Source organism: Gemmatimonadota bacterium, from assembly GCA_016713785.1.
Taxonomy (GTDB): domain Bacteria; phylum Gemmatimonadota; class Gemmatimonadetes; order Gemmatimonadales; family GWC2-71-9; genus JADJOM01.
Map to the genome: position 1 here is coordinate 21582 of JADJOM010000002.1, position 20490 is coordinate 42071.

Consider the following 20490-nt stretch of genomic DNA (forward strand, 5'->3'; position numbering starts at 1 on the left):
GTGCTCCCGGCCCCACGCCTGGCCGCCCAGGCCGGCAGCCCCGACGCCGCGCTGGTCTACCGCCAGTTCGCCGCGCGGGTGGTGAAGATCCAGAGCATCGAGAAGCGCTCCGGGGCCAAGTCGGCCATCGGCTCCGGGTTCTTCGTCTCCCCCGACGGCCACGTGGTCACCAACTACCACGTGGTCAACGAGCTGGTGAACCTGCCGGAGCGCTACCGCGCCGAGCTGGTGGACGGCGCCGAGCAGGTCCGGGCCGTCGAGGTGGTGGCGCTCGACGTGGTGCACGACCTCGCGGTGCTCCAGGTGGCGCCCGCCGGGGATCCCTGGTTTGCCCTCGCCCCCATCCGCCCCGACCGGGGCACCCGCCTCTACTCGATGGGCCACCCGCACGACCTCGGCCTCTCCATCGTGGAGGGGACCTTCAACGGCCTCCTCGAGCACACCCTCTACCCCAAGATCCACTTCACCGGCTCGCTCAACCCCGGGATGAGCGGCGGGCCCGCCGTCACCGCGGCCGGTGAGGTCGTGGGGGTGAACGTCTCCACCGCCGGCGACCAGGTGAGCTTCCTGGTGCCGGTGGAGCGGGTGATCGCGCTGGTGGACGAGGCCCGGCGGCCCGGCTACACCCGGCCCGACAGCCTGCTCCAGACCGTGGGCGAGCAGCTGCTGCGCTACCAGGACGAGTACCTCGCCCGCCTCTTCGCCGACAGCACCCGCACCGTGACCCTGGGCGGGTACCAGGTGCCCACCGAGCCCGCCCCCTTCTTCAAGTGCTGGGGCGACGCCTCCCACTCCCGGGCACAGCCCTACGAGGCGATCGAGCACCAGTGCTCCACCGACGACTATGTCTTCATCTCGGGGGAGCAGTGGTCCGGGGTGCTCACGCTGCGGCACACCGTGCTCTCCACCCGGGAGCTCAACCGGCACCGCTTCTACGCCCTGCTCACCGAGCAGTTCGCCGGCGACGGCTTCGAGTTCCAGAGCCGCGAGGTGGTCACCGCGCCGCGCTGCGCCACCGGCAACGTGGCCCACGGCGCGCTGACCCTCAAGACGGTCTACTGCACCCGCCGCTACCGGAAGCTGCCGGGGCTCTACGACGTCTTCTTCAAGGCCGCCACCCTCGGCGACCCCTCGAGCGGACTGATCACCACGCTGACCCTCTCCGGGGTGACCTTCGAGAACGCGCGGCGGGTGGTGGAGCGGTTCCTGGGCAGCCTGGGCCGCGCCGCGGCGGCCGACGTGGCGGGGACCCCATGATCGTCGAGGTGCTCGACCGGCGCGCCGGCGTGCGGCAGCGGGTGCCGCTCCGGGCCTACCCCGCGAGCATCGGCCGCGGCTACGACAACGACGTCATCCTCGATGACCGCTACGCCGACGCGCGGCATGCCCGGATCGAGTGGGATGGCCACGGCGGGCTGGTGCTGATCGACCAGGGGAGCGTGAACGGCCTGCTCGACCCCATGACGGGGCAGCGCAGCTGGCAGGTGCCGGTGCGGGCGGGGCTCGAGGTGCGGATCGGGCGGACGGTGCTCCGCTTCGTCGATCCCGCCACCACGCTGGAGCCGGCCCTGCGGCTGGAGACGGGCCCCGACGCCGGCGGCGCGGAGGCGCGCCCGGTCCGCGCGGTGGCGGTGATCGCGGGCACCGGCGTGCTGCTGGCGCTCAACACCTGGCTTGGCAAGACCGACCGGGTGCGGCTGAGCGGCCTGATGGGCGACGCGCTGGTGGCGCTGCTCATGGTGATGGTGTGGGCCGGCGCCTGGGCGCTGGTCAATCGCATCACCCAGCACCGCTTCCGGTTCCTGGAGCACATGTACATCCCCTGCGTGGTGCTGGCGGGATTCCTCCTGGCCACCGGCGGGGAGGAGTGGCTCAGCTTCCTGGTGCCGAACGGCGTGGGCTGGGGCACCCTGGCGGGGATCCTCGTGCTGGCGCTGGCCACCTGGGGCCTCGCCGCCCACCTGGCGCGGGTGGCCACGATCTCGCGCCCCGCGCAGTGGCTGTGGAGCCTCGGGATCATCGGGGCCCTCTCCGGCGTGGCGTATCTCTCCGCCGACGGTGACCGGCCCGACTTCGGCGGCGCCTCCGGCAACACGCCACTCAAGCCGCTCACCGCGCGCCTCATCCCCACCACCACCCCCGCGGCGTTCCTGACCCGGGTGGATGGACTCAAGGGCGAGGTCGATGAACTGGGGGAGGCGCCGGAGGAGGAGGGAGAGGCGGAGGAGGAGTAAGCGCGCACCGCCGAGATCCGGCGCCCCACCGACGCGTTCCCTACCGTCGAGCGCCCCCCTCCCCGGCCTATTGCCATCCTCCAAGCACGTCTTATCTTGACGCTGGTCCCCAAAATGGCGTCTTGACGTGAAAAAAGTGCCAACAAAGGCTGGCCGGCCGGCTGCAAGCCAGAGCTGGGTCCAGCAACAGCCTGAGCTCTTCAGCTCCCGGGCGGAAATCAAGCGCGAGGTCAGCCGTGCGCTGGGCGCGGGCCTGATCCGGAGGCTGGCGCCGCGGCTCTACACCCGGAACCTGGTGGACGCACCGGAAACACTCATCCGCCGGCATGTCTGGGACGTGATCGCGGCGCTGAGCCCGGCCGGAGCCGTCGTGAGTCACCGGACGGCATTCGAGGGGCAGCCGAGCGGTTCGGGTGACGTGTGGCTGACGGCCTCCTACCCCCGCGTCATCCGGGTACCGGGGTTGACCATCCACCTGGTCGCCGGGCACGGACGCCTGCCGGGCGACATGCCCTACGCGGGAACGCTGGTGCTCGCCTCCCAGGCGCGGCACCTGCTGGAGAACCTCCTCCCGACGCGGACGCGGGGCGGGAGCAGGCGAGCGGTCGGGCGGGTGGACGTGGAGGAGCGCCTGGAAGCGGTGCTCCGCAGTCAGGGCGAGGAAGGACTCAACCGCCTCCGCGATCAGGCGCGCGACCTGGCTCCAGCGCTGCAGGCACAGGAGGCCTTCGAGGTGCTCGATCGCGTGATCGGCTCGTTGCTGGGTACGCGGGAGGCGAGGGCGGCCGGGCCCCTCCTGCGCGCCAGGCAGGCCGGGATCCCGTATGACACTGGGGCCATCAGGAGGGTGGACCTGCTGATGGCGGAGCTGCTGCGGGCGGTGCCCGGAGACCGCCCCGACCACACCAGGTCCGGACCGGCCTGGGACAACCTCGCCTTCTTCGATGCGTACTTCTCGAACTATATCGAAGGCACCACGTTCGAGGTCGACGAGGCGGAAGCGATCGTCTTCCAGGGGCAGATCCCGGATCGGCGACCGGCCGACGCCCACGACGTGCTGGGAACCTACCGCTTCGTCTGTGATGCCGGTGAGATGGCGCGCGGGATGTCGGACCTGTCGTCGACCGAGGCGGTGCTGGAGCGCATCAGGCGCTGCAACGCGACGATCCTGCAGGGCCGGCCCGACATGCGTCCCGGCAGCTGGAAGGCGGAACCCAACCGGGCGGGAGAGAGTCAGTTCGTGCCGCCGGAGCTGGTCGAGGGAACGCTGGTGGCCGGCCTCGAGCGTATCAGGGGGCTCCCCGCGCCGATGCAGCGCGCCTGCGGCCTGATGTTCCTGTTGACCGAGGTTCACCCCTTCAAGGACGGCAACGGCCGCGTGGCGCGGGCACTCATGAATGCGGAACTGGTGGCCGGGGGCCAGCGACGCATCCTGATCCCGACGGTCTACCGTGAGGACTACCTCGGGGCGCTGCGCGAATTGACCCGCCGGGACCGGCCGGGCCTGCTGCTCCCGATGCTGGAACGGGCCCAGGAGGTGACCGCGGCGATTGACTTTGCCGACCTCGGCGCGGCCCGGGGGGCGCTGGCCAGCGCGAACGCCTTCCGCGACTGGCAGGAGGCGCGGCTGCGGATACCGGGGCGCCTCGGGTAGGCAGGGCGTCGAGTCGCGCAGCCAGAATACACCGTGCTGTCATCCAGAGGGTCACACTCCGCTGTCATCCCGAGGGCCGCGGGCCCGAGGGATCCCTCAAGGTCCGAGCCGGTCCCCAGGGGATTCCCCGGGCGCTCCGCTCCCTTGGAATGACAATCCTGAGCCGAGCCGCCGAGCCGCCGCCCGCGGCTGAAGCCGCGGCTCGGCATCCATCGCTGAAGCGAGGCGGGGCGGGCCCCTGCCAACCCCGCGCCCGGGAGCCTCAGGCGCTTCAGCGCCTGCGCCGAGCCGCGAGTTTACTCGCGAGCTCGCCGCCAATGACACCCCCCCCCAGCCCCCCCACCGTCCTCAATCGAGGACACCTGGCCCCCGAACTGTCCACGCCCGCGGACACTCCCCCCCGATGATCCGCCCGGCGGATCGGCCCGCGCCCCCGCGATTCCGGCCCTCGATCAAACCGGTCGAGACAACCTCAAATGCATAATTTCCTCGCCCGAACGGCCATAGACCTCGTCCGAACGACCAGAGACCTCGCCCGAACGACCCGAGACCTCGTCCACACAGGCCGCGCCGGCGCGGCGCGTGGCCAAGGGTTCGCCCCCGCGCGTTCGCCGCGCCCCGATCGGGGGTTGGCGGCCTAACTATCGGCATGGCAGGCGCTTTCGCGTGGCCACCAGGCCGGCATCACGCACCAGACCCCCTCCGAACGACCACCGCACCCGCGCAATCCCTCCACGAGCCGCCGCGCGCCACTGCGGCGCCCCACCCTCCGGCTGGGCAGCACCCCACAACGATCGCGACGCGCGTCGTATGCATTGATGCATACGCCCATGCATCCACGCGCCACCCCCTCCGATTGTGTGGCACGAGGTTCGCGTCCGCCGCCCCCCGGACCTCGGAGTTGCAGTCCACCGATGGTTCGAGGACACGATGTGACCGATCCGCGCGGACAGGCCGCCGGCTCGGAATCCCTCAATGGCATGGAGGACTGTATGGACAACATCCTGCGGTTGAAGCTGGCGATGCTCACGGCCCTGGTGGACTTCCTCCGGGCGCACCCCCTGGGCGAGGGTGCCGTGGCCACGGTCGTCGCCCGGTTCGTGGAGAAGGTGGCCCGCCTGCAGGCGCTGATCGCGCAGCAGCAGGACGGCGCCTCGGGCCGCAAGGCCCAGACGGGCCGCTACCAGGAGCTGCGGCAGCAGATCACCCGGGTGCCGCTGTACCACCTGGCCGGCCTGGCCCCGGCCATCGCGGCGGAAGCCCCGGAACTCGCGGCGCTGCTCAAGACCACCGTCAGCAGCAAGAGCGGACCCCTCTTCCTGGCCACCGCCCACTCCGTCCTGCAGGCGGTCGAGACCCATCAGGAGCTGCTGCTCGCCCAGGGCATGCTCCCCGCCACGCCCACCGAGCTCAAGACCCTGCTGGCGGAGTACGAGCAGGCGGTGAGCGATGCCCACGCCGGCCGGCGGGCCCACACCGGCGCCCGGAGCGAGATGCAGGGGCTCATCCGCGAGCTGATGCAGATGGTGCGGCACCTCGACGGCACCGTCGCCTTCCACTTCCGGGGCCAGCCCGAGCTGCTCGGCGCCTGGAAGAGCGCCCGCAACGTGGCCTGGCCGGTGGAGACCCCCGACGCCCCCGCGGCGCGGCCCGCGCTGCCGGCGCCCCGGCTGCCGGCGCCCACCGAGTAGCCTCCGGCCCCATGCTCGCCCGGACACGGCAGCCGCTCCAGCGCATCGGGGCGGCTGCCGTGCTGGTCTCCGGCTGGCGCTGTCCCAGCCACCCGGTACGTTGGACTCATCCGATGCCTGGCCTGCCCCACGCCATGAGGCACCCGTGAACGCGCACCTCATCGCCCTGCCGACGGTCGGGGAGCCGCTGCTCGCCGCCGCCACGCACCCGGAGCGCCTGACGCCCGCCGCGGTCTGGCGCCTCCTGAGCGCGCCGGAACGAAGCACCGGTCTCCTCCGCGCCCTCCGTGACCCCAACCGCCCCTGGCTGCGGGATACCCTGGTCCAGATCGTCCATGACCGGCGGGGCGGTTTCCGGGTGTCGACCATCAAGGGCTGGACCGACGACGCGCTGGCCGCCGCCTGCGCGTCGCTCGACCTGACCCAGCGCGGCGTGATCGTGGCGGCGGTGGTCGCCTTGCACTTCCCCGAGCGCGCCCCGATCCAGGCCGCCTTCTACGACGCGCTCGGCATCCCCCACGACAACGGCCAGACCGACGGCGACCTCCGTGATCCCGCGGCCCCGGCGGAACGGAATCGGGAGGCGGCGCTGCGGCTCCTGCAGCAGCGCCCCGACACCGAGGCGTTCTACTACCTCCTGGCCCTGGGTGTCCTGTGGCCGGCCACCTGGCCGGGGCTGCTGGAATACCTGGCCGGGGTGGCGCTCGCCGAGCGGGAGCGCCGGCGGCCAACGGTCCCGCGCGGTCCGGGGACGGCACCGGTCCCCTTGCAGGAGGAGCCCGCCGCGGAACCTCCCGCGGCCGGCGAGGAGCCGGTGCCATCCGTGGCGGCGCACCTGCCCCCGATGGTCATCACCTCCGACGCGGCGGAGCTGGGCCCGCTGGATGAGCTGCTGATCCAGACCATCGTGCAGGTCCGGGGGGGGATCCAGGGTGCCCCGGACCCCGAACGGCTCGACGCCATACTGGAGGAGATGACGCGCCTCAACTCCACCCGGCACCAGACCTTCTACCATCTCGGGTTCCGCGACGCCCTCTTCGGGCGCCCCGTGCCGGCGACGCTGCCCGCAGCCAATCCCAACCGGTGGCGCTGGTACTTCGCGGGGTTCGTGGTGGGCCTGGCGCGCGAGCAGCGCGGCGCCGAGATCGCGGTGCAGTACGATGCGCACGAGGTCGTACGGGGCCTGGGCGACACCGGCGTCGGCCCATCGGCCCATGCGGCGCACCGCATCTTCGAGGCCCTCTGTGCCCAGGGCCGCTACCCCCAGGCCTGCGGATTCGTCCGCGAGGCGGCGCTCCATGCGTCGGACCGGCTTGCGCGGGAGGTGCTGGAGACCGCGACGGCGCTGCTCCGCGACGAGCAGACGGCGGTGGCCACCCCGATGTTCGACCTGCTCTGGCGGGCGCTGGGCCGCCGCCTGGCCGATGGCGAGGAGGTGCCCGCGGCGCTGTGGGCCGACGTCCGGCGGCGCCGGGCGCACTGCCTCCGCTTCAGCGATGACCTGCAGGGGGCACGGGCACTGCTGGAGAGCCTGCTGGCGGATTCCACGGATGCCAACCGCCCGGCGGTCCTGGTGGACCTGGCCCTGATGGATGCCGGCCTGCGCCGCCTGGCCGAGTTGCAGCTCCCGGAGCGCGCGGAGGAGCGCCTGGCCCTCGCGTCCGCCCTGGAGCGAGCCACCCCGCGCCTCGCCGCGGCCGCGGCGCTCGGGGAGCGGACCCGTTCGCACGCGCTGTACGTCCAGGGCTTCCACCAGTTACTGGTCCAGGAGTATGGCCGGGCCCGCGCCAGGCTCGAGATCGCCCTGGCCGATTTCGGGCAGCGCCCGGAGGTGTACCGTGGCGGCAGCCTGCTCGACCGGGCCCGCTTCCACCTCGGACTGGCGCTCTGCCTCTCGGTCCCGTCACGGCCCGACCTCGAGCGCGGGGTCCGGCTGCTGCTCGAAGGGATCGCGCTGGGGCTCCGGATGCCGGCGGACCTGGTGCCCGACCTCTTCCTGGTGATGGAGGCTTCTGCCCCCGACCTCGCGGCCCGCCTCGCGGAGCAGCTGCTGGAGCGGGTGGGCGAGAGTGTCCTCGAGGCGGTGGCCCAGACCGAAACGGCCCGGCGCTCGACCATGATCGCCGACGCCCTGGTGCAGCGTGCGCGGGGGGCCGGCCGGAACCTGACCGCACGGGCGCAGGACTGGCTCCATGTGCTGCCCGCCCTGCAGGGACAGCGCCGGATGCCGGAGGCCACCGAGGCGCTCGACGCGCTGGAGGAGGCCGGGGCCCAGGGGCTCCTGGTCCGCAACATCGAGTACGTCTTCGCGGATGAGCGCGAGTATGGGCCGGCGTGGACCGTCGATGAAGCCGCCTGGAGCCTGGCGCGCCTGGCCGAGGCGCGCGGGGCGCACGGCGAGGCCGCCGGCTACCTCAAGCAGGTGTTCTACCGGGCGGTGTCGCGCGGGGCGCGAGGCGCCGCGGGAGGATGCACGGGAGGTTCTGGAACGGGTGGCCGACTACGGGCCCGCCGCAGCGGCCCTCCTGGAGGAGCTCACGGCGCACTACGCGCGCCACTTCGGGGGCACGCCGGAGGATCTTGAGGAGGCGGCCGCCCCGCAGGGCCCGGTCTACGTGCTGGTGGTCGGGGGGAACGAGACCCAGGCCCGGTTCGACGAACAGCTCCGGCTGGAGCTGCAGCAGTCGCACCCGCACATCTGCGTGGAGTTCATGCACACCGGGTGGGGGTCCAACTGGGCGCCCTATGTCGCGGACTTCGAGCGGCGGGTGGCCAGCATCAACGCGGTGGTGGTGAGCCGGTACATGCGGACCATGCTGGGGCGCGAGATCCGGCGCCGCTGTCAGGTCCCGTGGCGCGGCTGCGGCGGGACGGGGCGGACCGCCTTCCGGAACAGCATCCTGGGCGCCGTGGCGCTGGCGCGGCGGGAGTAGGTGGCCGCCGGGCGCACGGAAGGCGCGCCGACCTCGCGTCAGAATGGTTATGCCCCCGCCGCTCCCTCGCCCTACCTTGGGCGATGCCTTGCGTCTCCCTTGCCGAGGAACCCACCTTATGGGCATGGCCGCGCCGAGCTACTACACCGCCGACATGGTCCGGGCCCTCCCGGACGACGGCAACACCTACGAGGTGGTGCACGGGGAGCTGCTGGTGACACCGGCCCCCCGCCCCTGGCATGAGGTCGTGAGTGGCAGGCTGTTCGTAGCCCTGAGCGCGTACCTCGAGCGACACCCGATCGGGTTCGCCTTCGGCTCCCGTGCCGACCTCTCGTGGGGACTCCGCGACGTGCTGGTCTCCCCCGACCTCTTCGTGGTGCCGCTCGAGGAGGCCCGCCGCCTCGACTGGCTCACGCTTCGCACCGTGCTCCTGGCCGCGGAGGTGCTGAGCGCATCCTCCGCCCGCGCCGACCGCTTCACCAAGCGCCGGCTGTACCAGGAGCGGGGCGTGCCGCTGTACTGGCTCATTGACCCCGATGCCCGCACCGCCGAGATCTGGCGCCCCACCGACGACTTCCCCACCGTCGAACGAACAGCGCTGATTTGGCGCCCCGAGGGCGCGACGGAAGAGTTCCGGCTGGAACTCGCGGAGCTGTTCCGGGAGATCTGACGCGCGCCGATCAGGCGCGCCTTATCGCAGCCCCCCGCTATCCACCGCCGCCCGCCGCCGCTTGCTCCGCAGCGTGTCTGCCGCGAACCGCGCCGCCGCCGCCAGCTGCCGCTCCCCCTCCGCCCGCCAGGCAAAGTCGTACGAGAAGATGGCCCGGCACGACCGCAACCACCCCACCGCCTCGTCGTAGCGTCCCACCTCCGCCAGCGCCCGCCCCCGCAGCAGCCGCTCCCGCACCGCGCCGAACTGCGGCATGTCCGGCACGGGGATCGGCGAATGCCGGTCGAGCTCCGCCAGCGCCACGTCGGGCCGGCCCCGCGCCAGCATCAGCTCGGCGTGCAGGCTGCCGGCCAGCGCCGGCCCGCCGGTGCCGGCGCCCAGCCCGCGGAGCCGGGCCAGGGCGCGCTCCGCCGCCGTGGTGTCGGCATCGCGGAGGGCCAGCAGGGCGCCCAGGTACCGGCGGAAGGCCGGCTGCACCGCGCGGCCCGGCGTGAAGTACGCCGCGGCCGGGAGGTACGCCTGCGGAGCCGCCGCCTCCAGCTCCCGCCGCAGGGCCGCCCGCTCCTCGGGCGTGCCCGCCACCCACGCCTGCGCCAGCAGCCAGGCGCGGGTTTCGAGCGCGGTGGCCGGGTCCACCAGCGCCAGGCGGTCGAGCGCGCGCCGCAGCGCCACGCCATCGCCGCGGGCGGCGGCGGCATGGGCCAGGAGGCCCAGCGCCGCGGCGCGCATCGGGGGCTGGGTGGCGGCGGTGGTCAACGGCTGCAGCAGCGAGTCCATCAGCCCGTACCGCTCGGTGTAGTTGCTCACCACCCACGCCGCCACGATGGCCTCGTTGGCCCCGCGCTCCTGCAGCGCGCGCAGGGCGGCCGCGAGCTCCGGCGCGCCCCCGCCGGCCAGGGCGCGCAGCAGGGCAAAGCTGGCGCGGCGCGGCGAGGCGGGGGGCAGCAGATGCAGCACCGAATCGATCGAGGCCACCAGTCCCTCCCGCTCCCCCGCCATCAGCCGCAGCGCCACCAGGTGCTGCGCCGATTCCGCGTTGGGGCCGAACAGCGCCGCCGCGCGCTCGAAGGGAACCCGGGCCTCGGCCATCGGTCGCCCGCGCCGCGGATTCTGGTGAAACAGCAGCTCGCCGAGGTTGTACCACGCCTCCGCGTCATCGGGGTAGTCCCGGACCAGGTCGCGGTAGATCGCCTCCGACTGGTCGATCCGGCCCTGCACGTAGGCCAGGTGCGCGCGCATGAGCGCCGCGTCGCGGGGGCGAACCCGGTCGGCGAGCGCCACCGCCCGCTCGGCGGCGTGCACGTAGATCGCGGTGTCGGCCAGCCAGCCGCCGGTGACGCTCAGGCGGTAGTACGCCAGCGCAAAGAGCGAATCGGCCTCGGTGGCGCGGAGGAAGCGATCGCGGGCCGCGGTGAACTCGCCCTGCCGGAACGCCTGCTCCGCCTCGAGGTAGGCGCGCAGCGCCTCGGACGATTCGGTCTCCACCACCGCCAGCTGCAGCAGCCGGTCGGCGGGCCGCGACCAGCGGCGGCCCAGCAGCTCGCGCACCACGGCGTCGGCGGCCTGGCCCAGGGCGGTCTCGCTGGTGGCCTGGCGGCTCACGGTGGCCCGGGAGACGCCCTCGCGGTCGTGCAGCACCGCGGTGATCTCGATGGCCTGGCCCAGCCGCAGCACCGTGCCCGTCAGGTACATCCCCGCGTCGTACCGCTCCGCCAGCGCCTGGGCCAGCGCCGGCTTGGGGGTGGGGACGCGGCCATCGGCCTCCTCCTCCGCGAGGTGCGCCAGCACCTGCGCCGGATCCACCACCCGCAGCACGCCGTAGGCCTCGAGCCGGCTGCTGAGCAGGTCCACCATGCCCTCGTGCAGGTACTCGAGGGTCGAGTCGCCCCGCACCGCGAAGGGCAGCACCAGGATCCGCTCCTCCGATCCGGAGCGCGACGCGGCGGCGCGGCGGGTGGCCCAGATGGCGCCGGCCGCGCCGGCGGCGAGGGCCACGAGCAGCAGCAGCGCCAGCAGCGGTCCCCGCGCCGCGGCCGGACGGACCGGTACCGCCACGGTGGCCGCCGGCATGGCGAGGCCCGCGCCACCGAGGGCCGGGGACGCGGTCGTCGCCACCTCCGGCGCATCGAGGATGGCGTCACGCAGCCGGGTGGTCTCCGCGGACGGCTCGAGCTCCAGGTCCCGTGCCAGGCGGGCGGCGAACTCCTCGTAGGCGCGGGCGGCGCCGGACCGGTCGCCCACGGCGGCCAGGCGCGTGAGGAGGGCGCGGAGCAGCGTCTCATCGAGGGGATCGTGCGCCAGGGCCCGCCGACTCCAGTGCACCGCCTCCGCCGCCTCGCCCCGCCGCTCCGCCTCCGTGGCGAGCGTGGTGGCCGCGTGCCGGGCCCGGCCGCGCAGGTGGCCCCGGGTCTCGTCGAGCCACTGGCTGAACTCGGGAGCGCCGGCCAGGTGAAAGGCGGGGAGGAAGTCGCCGGCGTAGAGGCGGTCGGCCGCGGCCCAGTCCTGCCGCGCCAGCGCCTCGAGGAAGCCGGCGATGTCGGCGTTGATGGCGGACGGCTCGAGACCCACCTCCTCGTTGCCACGGGTGAGGATGACGGGGGCGCCGAGGCTGCGGCGCAGCACGTGGAGCGCCTGGGAGAGCGCCGCGCGGCCGCGGCCCTCGTCGAGCTCGGGCCAGAAGAGCAGCAGCAGGCGGTCCCGACGGACCATCGTCCCGGGTCCGGCCGCCGCCAGGTACGCCAGCAACGCCAGCCGGCGCGGCTGCTGCAGCAGCGCGTCGACGGGGGTGCCCTGGGGGGCGCGGAGGTCGACGGACCCGAGGGTCCGGAAGAGGAGCATCGCCGGGGTGAGACGTGGGTGAGAGGAGGGTGAGCCCGCCGGTGCAAGGTATCGCCACGGCCGCCGCCCTACAAACCGGGCGGCGCACTAACCCATGGCCGCGCCGCGAGTTGCCCCGATCACCCGGATCGGGACCCCGGCCAGCCCCCTCCGGAGAGTCCCATGCGCCACCACCTCGCCCTCCTGGCCCTCGCCGCCAGCTTGACCGCCTGCTCCAGCTCCAACGGCCCCAACAACGGGGGCGGGGGCGGGAACTCCACCCTGACGGTGAGCAACGCGACGCCCGGCAGCGGGAACGGTGCGCTGACCGGCATCAGCATCACGGTGGACACCAATGCCGCGGTGCAGCAGGGCCCGGCCGTCCTGGTGGTGATCACCGGCGCGGTGGGCGGGGTGCAGCACTCGATCTCGCTCAACTTCCTCAAGTCGGATGCCAGCATCCCCAACCTGGAGCACTCGTGGGGCACCGACCTGAACGCGCCCGACGGATTCACCTTGTGCGATGCCGGGGGGGTCGTGGGCTCACCCTGTGCACCCACGGCCGGGGTGGTGGACGTGGCCCAGCGCACGATCACCTTCACCGCGCTCGGCCTGACCGCAGCGCTCGCCGACGGGGATGCCTCGACGCTCGACGGCGTGATCCAGTACTAGCGCGAGCCCCTCGCGTCACCGCGGGGAGCGAGGCGGTATCTTCCGGATCACGAGCATCGCACCCCGCGGGCGGTCCCGACCGTCCCCACCACTGCCGACCCTGAAAGGAAGTCTCACATGTCCCGTCGCGCCCTGCTGCCGGCCTGCCTGCTCCTGCTCGCGGCCACCCCGGACCACCTCCAAGCCCAGAGCTACGCCGTGCAGGTGTGGGACCAGCTCCAGGAGCACTGGAAGACCATCTCCAAGAACGACAGCGACTGGTTCCTGCAGAACTACATCATGGGGCGGCTCAACACCGGCGGGACGGACAGCTGGACCTTCTACCTCGACAAGGGCACCAGCTACATCATCACCGGCGCCTGCGACAACGACTGCAAGAACGTGGACATGGTGATCAAGGACGACGACGACACCGTGGTGGACAAGGACCGCAAGGACGACGACACCCCGGTGCTCACGCTGGTGCCGACCAAGTCGGGGAAGTTCACCATCGACGTGGAGATGGCGAGCTGCAAGGAGGAACCCTGCTACTTCGGGATCGGGATCTTCCGGAAGTAACCGGTCACCCCAGGGCCAGCGCACATCGGATCAGCCCGATGTGCGTGAACCCCTGGGGGAAGTTGCCGAGGAACTCCCCCGTCGCCGGGTCGATCTCCTCGGAATAGAGCCCCAGGTGGTTGGCGTGGCCGAGCATCCGGCGGAAGATGCGCTCGGCCTGGGGCCGGTCGCCGATGCGGCAGAGCGCCTCGGCCAGCCAGAAGGTGCAGATGGAGAACGCCCCCTCCTCCCCCTCCAGCCCGTCCGGCGTGCGGTAGCGGAACACCAGCTCCCCGTCGGGCGTGGTGAGCTCCCGCTGCACCGCCCGCACCGTCGAGACCACCCGCGGGTCGTCCCACGGAAGGAACCGCACCATCGCGAACACCAGCGCGGCGGCGTCGAGCGTCTCGGGGTGGTCGTAGGCCTGGATGAAGGCGCCCCGCGCCGGGTTCCAGCCGCGGACCAGAATCTCCGTCCGGAGCGTGTCCCGCGCCGCCGACCAGGCGGCCACGTCGCCGGGGAGCGAGAGCTCGGTGGCCATGCGGATGCCGCGATCGAGCGCCACCCAGTTCATCACCTTGCTGAAGACGTAGTGCCGGGTCTCGCCACGGACCTCCCAGATGCTCGAGTCGGGGAGGTGCCAGTGCGTGCTCACCCAGTCCACCAGCGGGCGCAGGGTGCGCCAGGTGCCCTCGCTCATGGGGTGCTCGCGGCGCCAGGCGTCGGCGGCGGCGAGCACCTCGCCGTAGACGTCGAGCTGCAGCTGGCTCACCGCGCCGTTGCCCACCCGCACCGGCCGCGCGCCGCGGTATCCCGCCAGGTGCTCCAGCTGCCGCTCCTCGAGGTCGCGCCGGCCGTCCACGGTGTACATGATCTGCAGGTGGCCGCTCGCCTCGTGGCGGCAGACCCGCCGCAGGAAGCGCATGAAGGCGTCGGCCTCCGCGGCGTGCCCCACGCTCTGCAGCGCGCCGATGGTGAACACCGCGTCGCGCAGCCAGGCAAAGCGGTAGTCCCAGTTGCGGCTCCCCCCCGGCGTCTCCGGCAGCGAGGTGGTCGGCGCCGCGATGATGGCGCCCGACTGGGCGTCGGTCAGCAGCTTGAGCGCCAGCGCCGAGCGCTCCACCGCCTCGCGCCACGCCCCGGTGTAGCGCACCCGGGAGCTCCAGCGCAGCCAGAAGGCGGCGGTGTCCTCGAGCTTGCGGGCGCTGTCGTAGCGGTCCACCGGGTGCACGTCATCGTCGTTGTAGCGCAGCACCAGCCAGCGGCTGTCCCCCTCGGGAAGGTCGAAGGTCGCCTCCGCGGCGCCCTGCTCGATCTGCCACTCGAACGGCCGCGCGCTGGCCAGGGTGAGCACCTGCGCCGTGCGGTCGCTGGCGAAGAGCCCGCCGCCGAGGGCCTCCAGCCGGGTGCTCCGCGCCCCATACTCGAACCGCGGCATGAACCGCATCCGCATCGGCAGGGTGCCCCGGGTGCCGAGCAGCCGGCGGTGGATCTCGGGGTGCGCGCCCGCGGGGCGGCCCTCCGCGGTGAGCGGCATGAAGTCCGTCACCACCGCCTCGCCGGCGGGGGTGCGGAAGGTGGTCTCGAGGATGTTGGTGCCGGTCAGGTAGCGCTGCACCGCGGCGAAGGGCTCGGTGGGCTGGATGAGCCAGGTGCCGCCGCGCTGCCGGTCGAGCAGGGCGGCGAAGATGCTGCCGCTGTCGAACCGGGGCATGCAGCACCAGTCGATGCCGCCGTGGCGCCCCACCAGCGCGGCGCACTGCATGTCGCCGATCAGGCCGTAGTCGGCGATCCCGGGATCGTTCACCGGGCCCCCCGCGCGGCGCGCGCGGCGGCCAGCCGGGCCAGCCAGGCGGCGAGCGTGGCGGGGCTGGTGGTGCGGAACGCGGGGCCCGGCACGCGGCGGCCCACCACGATGCCGATGCCGCCCCGGGGCAGCGCGGCCAGGGCATCCCGGTCGGTGGTGTCGTCGCCGGCGTAGAGCACCACGTCATGGTCGCGGCCCGCCAGCAGCCGCCGCACCGCGGCGCCCTTGTGCACGCCGGGCAGCTGCGCGTCGAGCACCCGGTGGCCGCGCAGCACCCGCAGCCCGGCGCGCGTCAGCACCCGCGCCGCCTCCCGCGCCAGGCCGTGGGCATGGCCGCCCGGCAGCCGCAGGTGGATGGCAAGCGAGCGGTCCTTTCGCTCCAGCCAGATCCGCTCCCGCCCGTGCAGCAGGGCGGCCACGGCCCGGGCGGCGCGGGCCAGGCGGGGGCGGTCCACCGGGAGCCAGGGGCGGAGCCGGCCACCCAGGAGCGCGCGGGCCCCATGGTCACCGAGGATGCCATCCACCGGCACGGCGGCGATGCGCGCCACCGCGCGGGCCGAGCGCCCCGAGACCAGCACGATGGTAGCCCCCGTGGCGCGCAGCATCCGCAGGGTACGGCGGGTGCCGGCGGGCACACGGGCGTCGGCGGGGCGGTCCCGCAGCGGGGCGAGGGTACCGTCGAGGTCGAGCAGCAGGATCGGGCGCTCCGCGTGGACCAGGCGGGCGAACGCCGCCCGGGCGGCGGCGCCGCGCCCCAGGGGGGCCGGCCGGGTCATCGGCGGGGCCGGAGGCGTTCCACCTCAGCGAAGATATCGTCCATCCAGTCCTGGATGGTGTGACGCTCGACCCGTTGCCGCAGGGCGGCGATGCGCCGCTCCCGCTCCTCGGCGGGCAGGGTGAGCGCCCGGTAGAGCGTGGCCGCCGTGGCGCCCAGGTCATAGGGATTGACCAGCAGCGCCTCGCGCAGCTGGCGGGCCGCGCCGGCAAAGCGGGAGAGCACCAGCACGCCGAGCCGCCCCTCCTGGCAGGCCACGTACTCCTTGGCCACCAGGTTCATCCCGTCCTGCAGCGGCGAGACGATGCACACGTCGGCCGCGCGATAGTACGCCGTGAGGGTCTCGTGATCGAGGCTCTCCCGCACCAGCAGGATGGGGGTCCACCCCTCGTGCCGGAACCGCCGGTTCACCGTCAGCGCCAGTTCCGCCACCTCCTCCTCGAAGGCGGCGTACTCCGGGAGGTCGGTGCGGCTCGGCACCCCCACCTGCAGCAGCGTCACCTGCCCGCGCAGCTCGGGGTGTTCCTCGAGCAGCCGGGTGAACGCCAGGAACCGGCGCGGGATGCCCTTGGTGTAGTCCACCCGGTCCACGCCGAGCAGGAGCTGGCCGCCCCGCGGCAGGGCGCGGCGGCGGAGGTCGCGGGCGGCCGCCTCGGTGGCGGGGAGCGAGGCCCGGGCCCGGAACGACTCCACGTCGATGGAGATCGGAAAGGGCCGGACCACCGTGCGGCGGCCACGGTAGCGGATGAGGCCGTGGGCCGGCTCCACCACCGCGTCGCGCAGCACCCGGCGCGCTCCGTCGAGGAAGTTCCGCACGTCGAGCGCGGTCTGGAACCCGAGCAGGTGGTTGCCGAGCAGGGCGCGCACCAGCGTCCGGGCGCGGGGCAGGGCGCGGAGGATGTCGGGCGCCGGCCAGGGGATGTGCCAGAACTGGTGCACGAACAGGTGCCGCACCCGGCGGAGGATGCCGGGCACCAGGCCCAGGTGATAGTCCTGGATCCAGCAGGTGGCGGGGGTGCCCCGCGCCTCCGCGATGGCCGCGGCGGCGAAGCGCTCATTCACCCGGCGATAGGTGAGCCAGGCGGCGGCGTCGTACACGAAGCGCGGCAGCTGGGCGTGGCACAGGGGCCACAGCGCGCGGTTGGCCGTCTCCAGGTAGTACCCCACCACCTCGGCGGGGCTCAGCCGCATCCGCCGCAGCCGGTAGGTGGGCTGCTCGGGGGGCACCGCCACGGCGTCGCCCAGGTCGGTCACGTCGAAGTCAGCGGAGCCGCTCCCCCACGCCACCCACGTCCCGCCGTGGGCCGCCATGAGCGGTTGCAGCGCGCTGGTAAGCCCGCCCGCGGGCCGCGCCACGTCGATGCCGCCGTCGGGGCGGCGCGAGTGGATGAACGGCTCGCGGTTGCTCAGCACGATCAGCGGCTGGGCGGGGGCACGGGCGCGCCATCGGAACAGGGCCATACTCACAGCCTACCCCCGTTCACCCTTGGGACGGAACCCCCCGTCTCATCTTGCGTCACCCCGGGCGAGGGGCGACGTTTGAAGACCTTCTTCCCCCGGACGCATGCGCAACAACAGAGCAATGACGGCTCGGCGGCTTCGTGGCTCGGCGGCTAGGGTGCTCCTCCTCGGCGCGGTGTTCCTCGCGGCCTGCGCGCCGCGACCGAAGGACCGGATCGCGCTGGTGGGCGGCAACGTGATCAGCGGCGCCGGCGACCCGGTGCTGCGCGACGCGGTGATCGTGGTCTACCAGGGCCGCATCGAGACCGTCGCCCCGCGCGAGGGCTTCGAGATTCCCAAGTCGGCGCTCGAGGTAGACGTCACCGGTGCCTGGATCATCCCCGGCCTGGTGGACGGCCACGGCCACGTGGAGCGCTGGGCCCTCAGCCGCTACATCGCCGCCGGCGTCACCAGCGTGCGCGATGTCCACGGCACCCAGGACAGCATCCTCGCCCTGCGCGAAGAGGTGAGCCTCGGCGGCCTGGTGGCCCCGCGGATCTACACCGCCGGCGCCATGCTCGACGGCGCCCCCGCCACCTACCCCAATGCCACCGAGGTCAAGACGGCCAACCAGGGCCGGCGGGCGGTGGACGCCCGGGCGGTGGCCGGGGTGGACTACATCAAGACCTACACCCACATCACCCCCGACCTCCTCCGGGCCATCCTCGACGAGGCCAGCACCTTCAGCCTGCCGGTCACCGCGCACCTCGGCCTCGTCGACGCGCTCACCGCCTCACAGCTCGGCGTGCGCTCCATCGAGCACCTGAGCGGCATCCCCGAGGCGGCCTCGCCCAAGCCGGAGAAGTTCTACGCCGAGCATCGCGCCGGCTTCTTCCGCGGATGGAACTACACCGAAAAGGCGTGGGCCGGCCTCGACAGCGCCGCCCTCACCCGGGTGGCGGAGACCCTCGCCGAGCGGCGCGTGGTGCTCATCCCGACGCTGGCGCTCCACGAGAACTTCAGCCGCCTCGACGACCCGGCCATGCTCGGCCAGGCCGACTTCAAGTCCATGCCCGACTCCCAGCTCAAGGCATGGAACCTCCCCGACCTGATCGCGCGGGCGGGGTGGACCGCCAACGACTACCCCGCCTTCCGCGCCGGGCGGTCCAACCAGGACCTCTTCATCCGCGCCTTCCGCGCGGCCGGCGGCCGCCTGGTGGCGGGTACCGACGCCGCCAACCAGCTGCTGGTGCCGGGACTGAGCCTCCACTCCGAACTCGAGCTGCTGGTCAACGCCGGCCTCACCCCGAGCGATGCCCTGCAGACCGCCACCCGCAACGCCGCCCAGCTGCTCGGCGCCGATTCCCTCGGCGTGGTGCAGCCCGGGAAGGTGGCCGACCTGGTGATCCTCAAGGCCAACCCGCTGCTCGACATCCACAACACCCGGCTGGTGCAGCGGGTGATGGTGCGCGGCCAGCTCTACAACGCCGACTCCCTCCGGGCCGGCTTCTAGGGCATGACCTTCGGCCGAGTCCTGGTCGGGTTCGTGGTGGCGGTGGCGTGGTTCCTGGCCTGGCGTGAGGTGGCGCGGCGGGTGCACGGCACCCCGGGCGCCGCCGCTCCCGCGCTGCGCGCCGACCTGCCCGCCGTGGCCATCGAGGCCGGACTGCTCACCCTCTTCGCCGCCCTCTGGTTTGCGTCGCTCGGCAGCGGCGGGGCGTGGCTGCTCTTCCCCCTCGTGGGCCTGCTGATGGAACTCCCCTCGCGGCTGCGCAGCCACCCGGTGGGCGGGCTGCCGTGGAAGGCCGTGGCGGGCGCCGTGGCGCGGATCCTGGTGGCGGGGCTGCTGCTGCAGGTGGTGATGACGTAGGGCGTCCGGACGACGGTGGATCCTTCCCCGGAGTGTGCATGTCCCCCGAACCGATGGACCAGAAGCCGCGGATCCGGCTCACGACGCTCTCCCATGGCGCGGGTTGAGCCTGCAAGCTCGGCTCCGCCGAACTGGCGCAGGTGCTGCGCCACGTACCCGCGATCGGGGATCCCCGGATCCTCGTGGACGCGTCCACCCGCGATGACGCCGCCGTCTACCGGCTGAGCGACACCCGCGCGCTGGTGGCCACGGTGGACTTCTTCACGCCCATCGTGGACGACGCGCGCACCTGGGGCCGCATCGCGGCCGCCAACGCGCTGAGCGACCTCTACGCCATGGGCGCCACGCCGATGTGCGCCCTGAGCCTGGTGGGCTGGCCCCGCGAGACGCTGCCGCTCGCGCTGCTGGGCGAGGTGCTCGGCGGCATGGGCGAGATCACATTGGCCGCCGGCTGCCCCATCGTGGGCGGCCACAGCGTCGACGCCGTGGAACCGCACGTGGGGCTCGTGGCCCTTGGCGAGGCGCACCCCGACCGGCTGCTCACCAACGCCGGCGCCCGCGCCGGGGACCAGCTGGTGCTCACCAAGCCGCTGGGCACGGGCATCCTCACCACCGCGCTCAAGCGTGACCTCCTTGCCGAGCCGGATCTCGCGGCGGCGGTGCACAGCATGACCACCCTCAACGACACCGCCATGGCGGCGGCCCTGGCCCACGGCGTCAGCGCGGCCACCGACGTCACCGGCTTCGGGCTGCTGGGCCACCTGGGCAACATCCTCGGGGGGAGCGGGGTGGGGGCGGAGCTCTGGCTCGACCGGGTGCCGCTGCTGCCCCGGACGCGCGCGCTCGCGGCGGCGGGGGTGGCGCCAGGCGGCACCCGGCGCAACCTGGCGGCGGCCACCGGGGTATTCTTCGCTCCGGAGATCGGCGAGGCCGACCAGCTGCTGCTGGCCGACGCGCAGACCTCCGGCGGGCTGCTGCTCGCGGTGCCGCCGGAGCGGGTGGCAGGGCTGGTGGCGGCGCTCGCGGCCGCCGGCACCCTGGCCCGGGCCGAGATCGGTGTACTCACCAGTGACGCGGGGACCACACGGGTCCTCCGGAGGCGGGGTTGATGCGGTGGTCACCGGAACGGCTGGACCAGCTGGAGCGCGCGGTGCGGGACGGCCGCCGGGTGGCGGTGAGCCGCCGGGGCAACGAGCACATCGTCATCGCCGCCCGGCTCACCACCAGCGGCAGCCGCGAGGCGTTCGTGGGCCGGCTGCCGATGACCGGCGAGGAGCTGGTGTTCGTGCTCGAGGACGTGGACGCCTTCCAGGTGGTGTCCTAGCCGAAGCGGCCTCTCCCTTTCCCCTTCCCTTTCCCCGTTTCCCGTTTCCCGCTTCCCGCTTCCCGT

The 20490-nt window shown here is 73.4% G+C and carries 17 protein-coding genes; 13 read left to right on the forward strand and 4 right to left on the reverse strand.

Going from position 1 to position 20490, the window contains the following annotated elements; genetic code table 11:
- The 7 genes from IPJ95_04510 (at position 1) to IPJ95_04540 (ending at position 9182) form a co-directional block, all read left to right on the forward strand.
- On the forward strand, positions 1-1257 hold the full coding sequence (locus IPJ95_04510) for a trypsin-like peptidase domain-containing protein (GenBank protein MBK7922881.1): 1257 nt from the start codon (positions 1-3) through the stop codon (positions 1255-1257).
- On the forward strand, positions 1254-2234 hold the full coding sequence (locus IPJ95_04515) for an FHA domain-containing protein (protein MBK7922882.1): 981 nt from the start codon (positions 1254-1256) through the stop codon (positions 2232-2234). Before IPJ95_04510 ends, IPJ95_04515 begins: the two co-directional genes overlap by 4 nt.
- A gap of 295 nt (positions 2235-2529) precedes the next feature.
- The gene (locus tag IPJ95_04520; protein MBK7922883.1) at positions 2530-3888 is read left to right on the forward strand and encodes a Fic family protein; all 1359 of its coding nucleotides are present in this window, start codon (positions 2530-2532) and stop codon (positions 3886-3888) included.
- 992 nt (positions 3889-4880) lie between these two features.
- A complete protein-coding gene (locus tag IPJ95_04525) occupies positions 4881-5579 on the forward strand; it encodes a hypothetical protein (protein MBK7922884.1) in 699 nt (232 codons plus the stop codon).
- A gap of 145 nt (positions 5580-5724) precedes the next feature.
- A complete protein-coding gene (locus tag IPJ95_04530) occupies positions 5725-8163 on the forward strand; it encodes a hypothetical protein (GenBank protein MBK7922885.1) in 2439 nt (812 codons plus the stop codon).
- Positions 8072-8512 carry a hypothetical protein gene (locus IPJ95_04535; GenBank protein ID MBK7922886.1) on the forward strand — a complete coding sequence of 147 codons (441 nt, stop codon included), beginning with the start codon at positions 8072-8074 and terminating at the stop codon, positions 8510-8512. The genes IPJ95_04530 and IPJ95_04535 overlap by 92 nt, the downstream gene beginning before the upstream one ends.
- Positions 8513-8636: 124 nt before the next feature.
- Entirely contained in the window at positions 8637-9182 is a 546-nt protein-coding gene (locus tag IPJ95_04540; protein ID MBK7922887.1) for a Uma2 family endonuclease, read from the forward strand.
- Positions 9183-9203: 21 nt separating this feature from the next.
- Here IPJ95_04540 and IPJ95_04545 read toward each other — a convergent pair whose 3' ends face one another.
- Complete coding sequence (locus IPJ95_04545; GenBank protein MBK7922888.1) at positions 9204-12020, reverse strand: tetratricopeptide repeat protein; 2817 nt, start codon at positions 12018-12020, stop codon at positions 9204-9206.
- A gap of 162 nt (positions 12021-12182) precedes the next feature.
- Between IPJ95_04545 and IPJ95_04550 the strand changes: the two genes are divergently transcribed.
- Together IPJ95_04550 and IPJ95_04555 are read left to right on the forward strand one after the other, a co-directional pair.
- The gene (locus IPJ95_04550) at positions 12183-12671 is read left to right on the forward strand and encodes a hypothetical protein (GenBank protein MBK7922889.1); all 489 of its coding nucleotides are present in this window, start codon (positions 12183-12185) and stop codon (positions 12669-12671) included.
- Between the two features lie 117 nt (positions 12672-12788).
- Positions 12789-13229: a hypothetical protein gene (locus tag IPJ95_04555; GenBank protein ID MBK7922890.1), complete on the forward strand. Its 441-nt coding sequence runs from the start codon at positions 12789-12791 to the stop codon at positions 13227-13229.
- Between the two features lie 4 nt (positions 13230-13233).
- Here the strand turns inward: IPJ95_04555 and IPJ95_04560 are convergent, their stop codons facing one another.
- Genes IPJ95_04560 through IPJ95_04570 form a run of 3 tightly spaced genes read right to left on the reverse strand, consistent with a single transcriptional unit; the run spans position 13234 to position 17251 of the window.
- Positions 13234-15015, reverse strand: a complete 1782-nt coding sequence (locus IPJ95_04560) for a glycoside hydrolase family 15 protein (protein ID MBK7922891.1) — start codon at positions 15013-15015, stop codon at positions 13234-13236.
- A complete protein-coding gene (gene otsB, locus IPJ95_04565) occupies positions 15012-15791 on the reverse strand; it encodes a trehalose-phosphatase (GenBank protein MBK7922892.1) in 780 nt (259 codons plus the stop codon). Before otsB ends, IPJ95_04560 begins: the two co-directional genes overlap by 4 nt.
- Positions 15788-17251 (reverse strand): trehalose-6-phosphate synthase, encoded by a 1464-nt coding sequence (locus IPJ95_04570; protein ID MBK7922893.1) that lies wholly within the window; start codon positions 17249-17251, stop codon positions 15788-15790. The genes otsB and IPJ95_04570 overlap by 4 nt, the downstream gene beginning before the upstream one ends.
- A gap of 157 nt (positions 17252-17408) precedes the next feature.
- Here IPJ95_04570 and IPJ95_04575 point away from each other — a divergent pair, with 157 nt between their 5' ends.
- From IPJ95_04575 to IPJ95_04590, 4 genes are read left to right on the forward strand one after another with little or no spacing between them, the layout of a single operon-like run.
- Entirely contained in the window at positions 17409-18743 is a 1335-nt protein-coding gene (locus IPJ95_04575) for an amidohydrolase family protein (protein ID MBK7922894.1), read from the forward strand.
- A 3-nt stretch (positions 18744-18746) separates the two neighbouring features.
- Complete coding sequence (locus tag IPJ95_04580; protein MBK7922895.1) at positions 18747-19100, forward strand: hypothetical protein; 354 nt, start codon at positions 18747-18749, stop codon at positions 19098-19100.
- 53 nt (positions 19101-19153) lie between these two features.
- Positions 19154-20209 (forward strand): selenide, water dikinase SelD, encoded by a 1056-nt coding sequence (gene selD, locus IPJ95_04585; GenBank protein ID MBK7922896.1) that lies wholly within the window; start codon positions 19154-19156, stop codon positions 20207-20209.
- A complete protein-coding gene (locus tag IPJ95_04590) occupies positions 20209-20424 on the forward strand; it encodes a hypothetical protein (protein ID MBK7922897.1) in 216 nt (71 codons plus the stop codon). Before selD ends, IPJ95_04590 begins: the two co-directional genes overlap by 1 nt.
- Positions 20425-20490 lie beyond the last annotated feature (66 nt).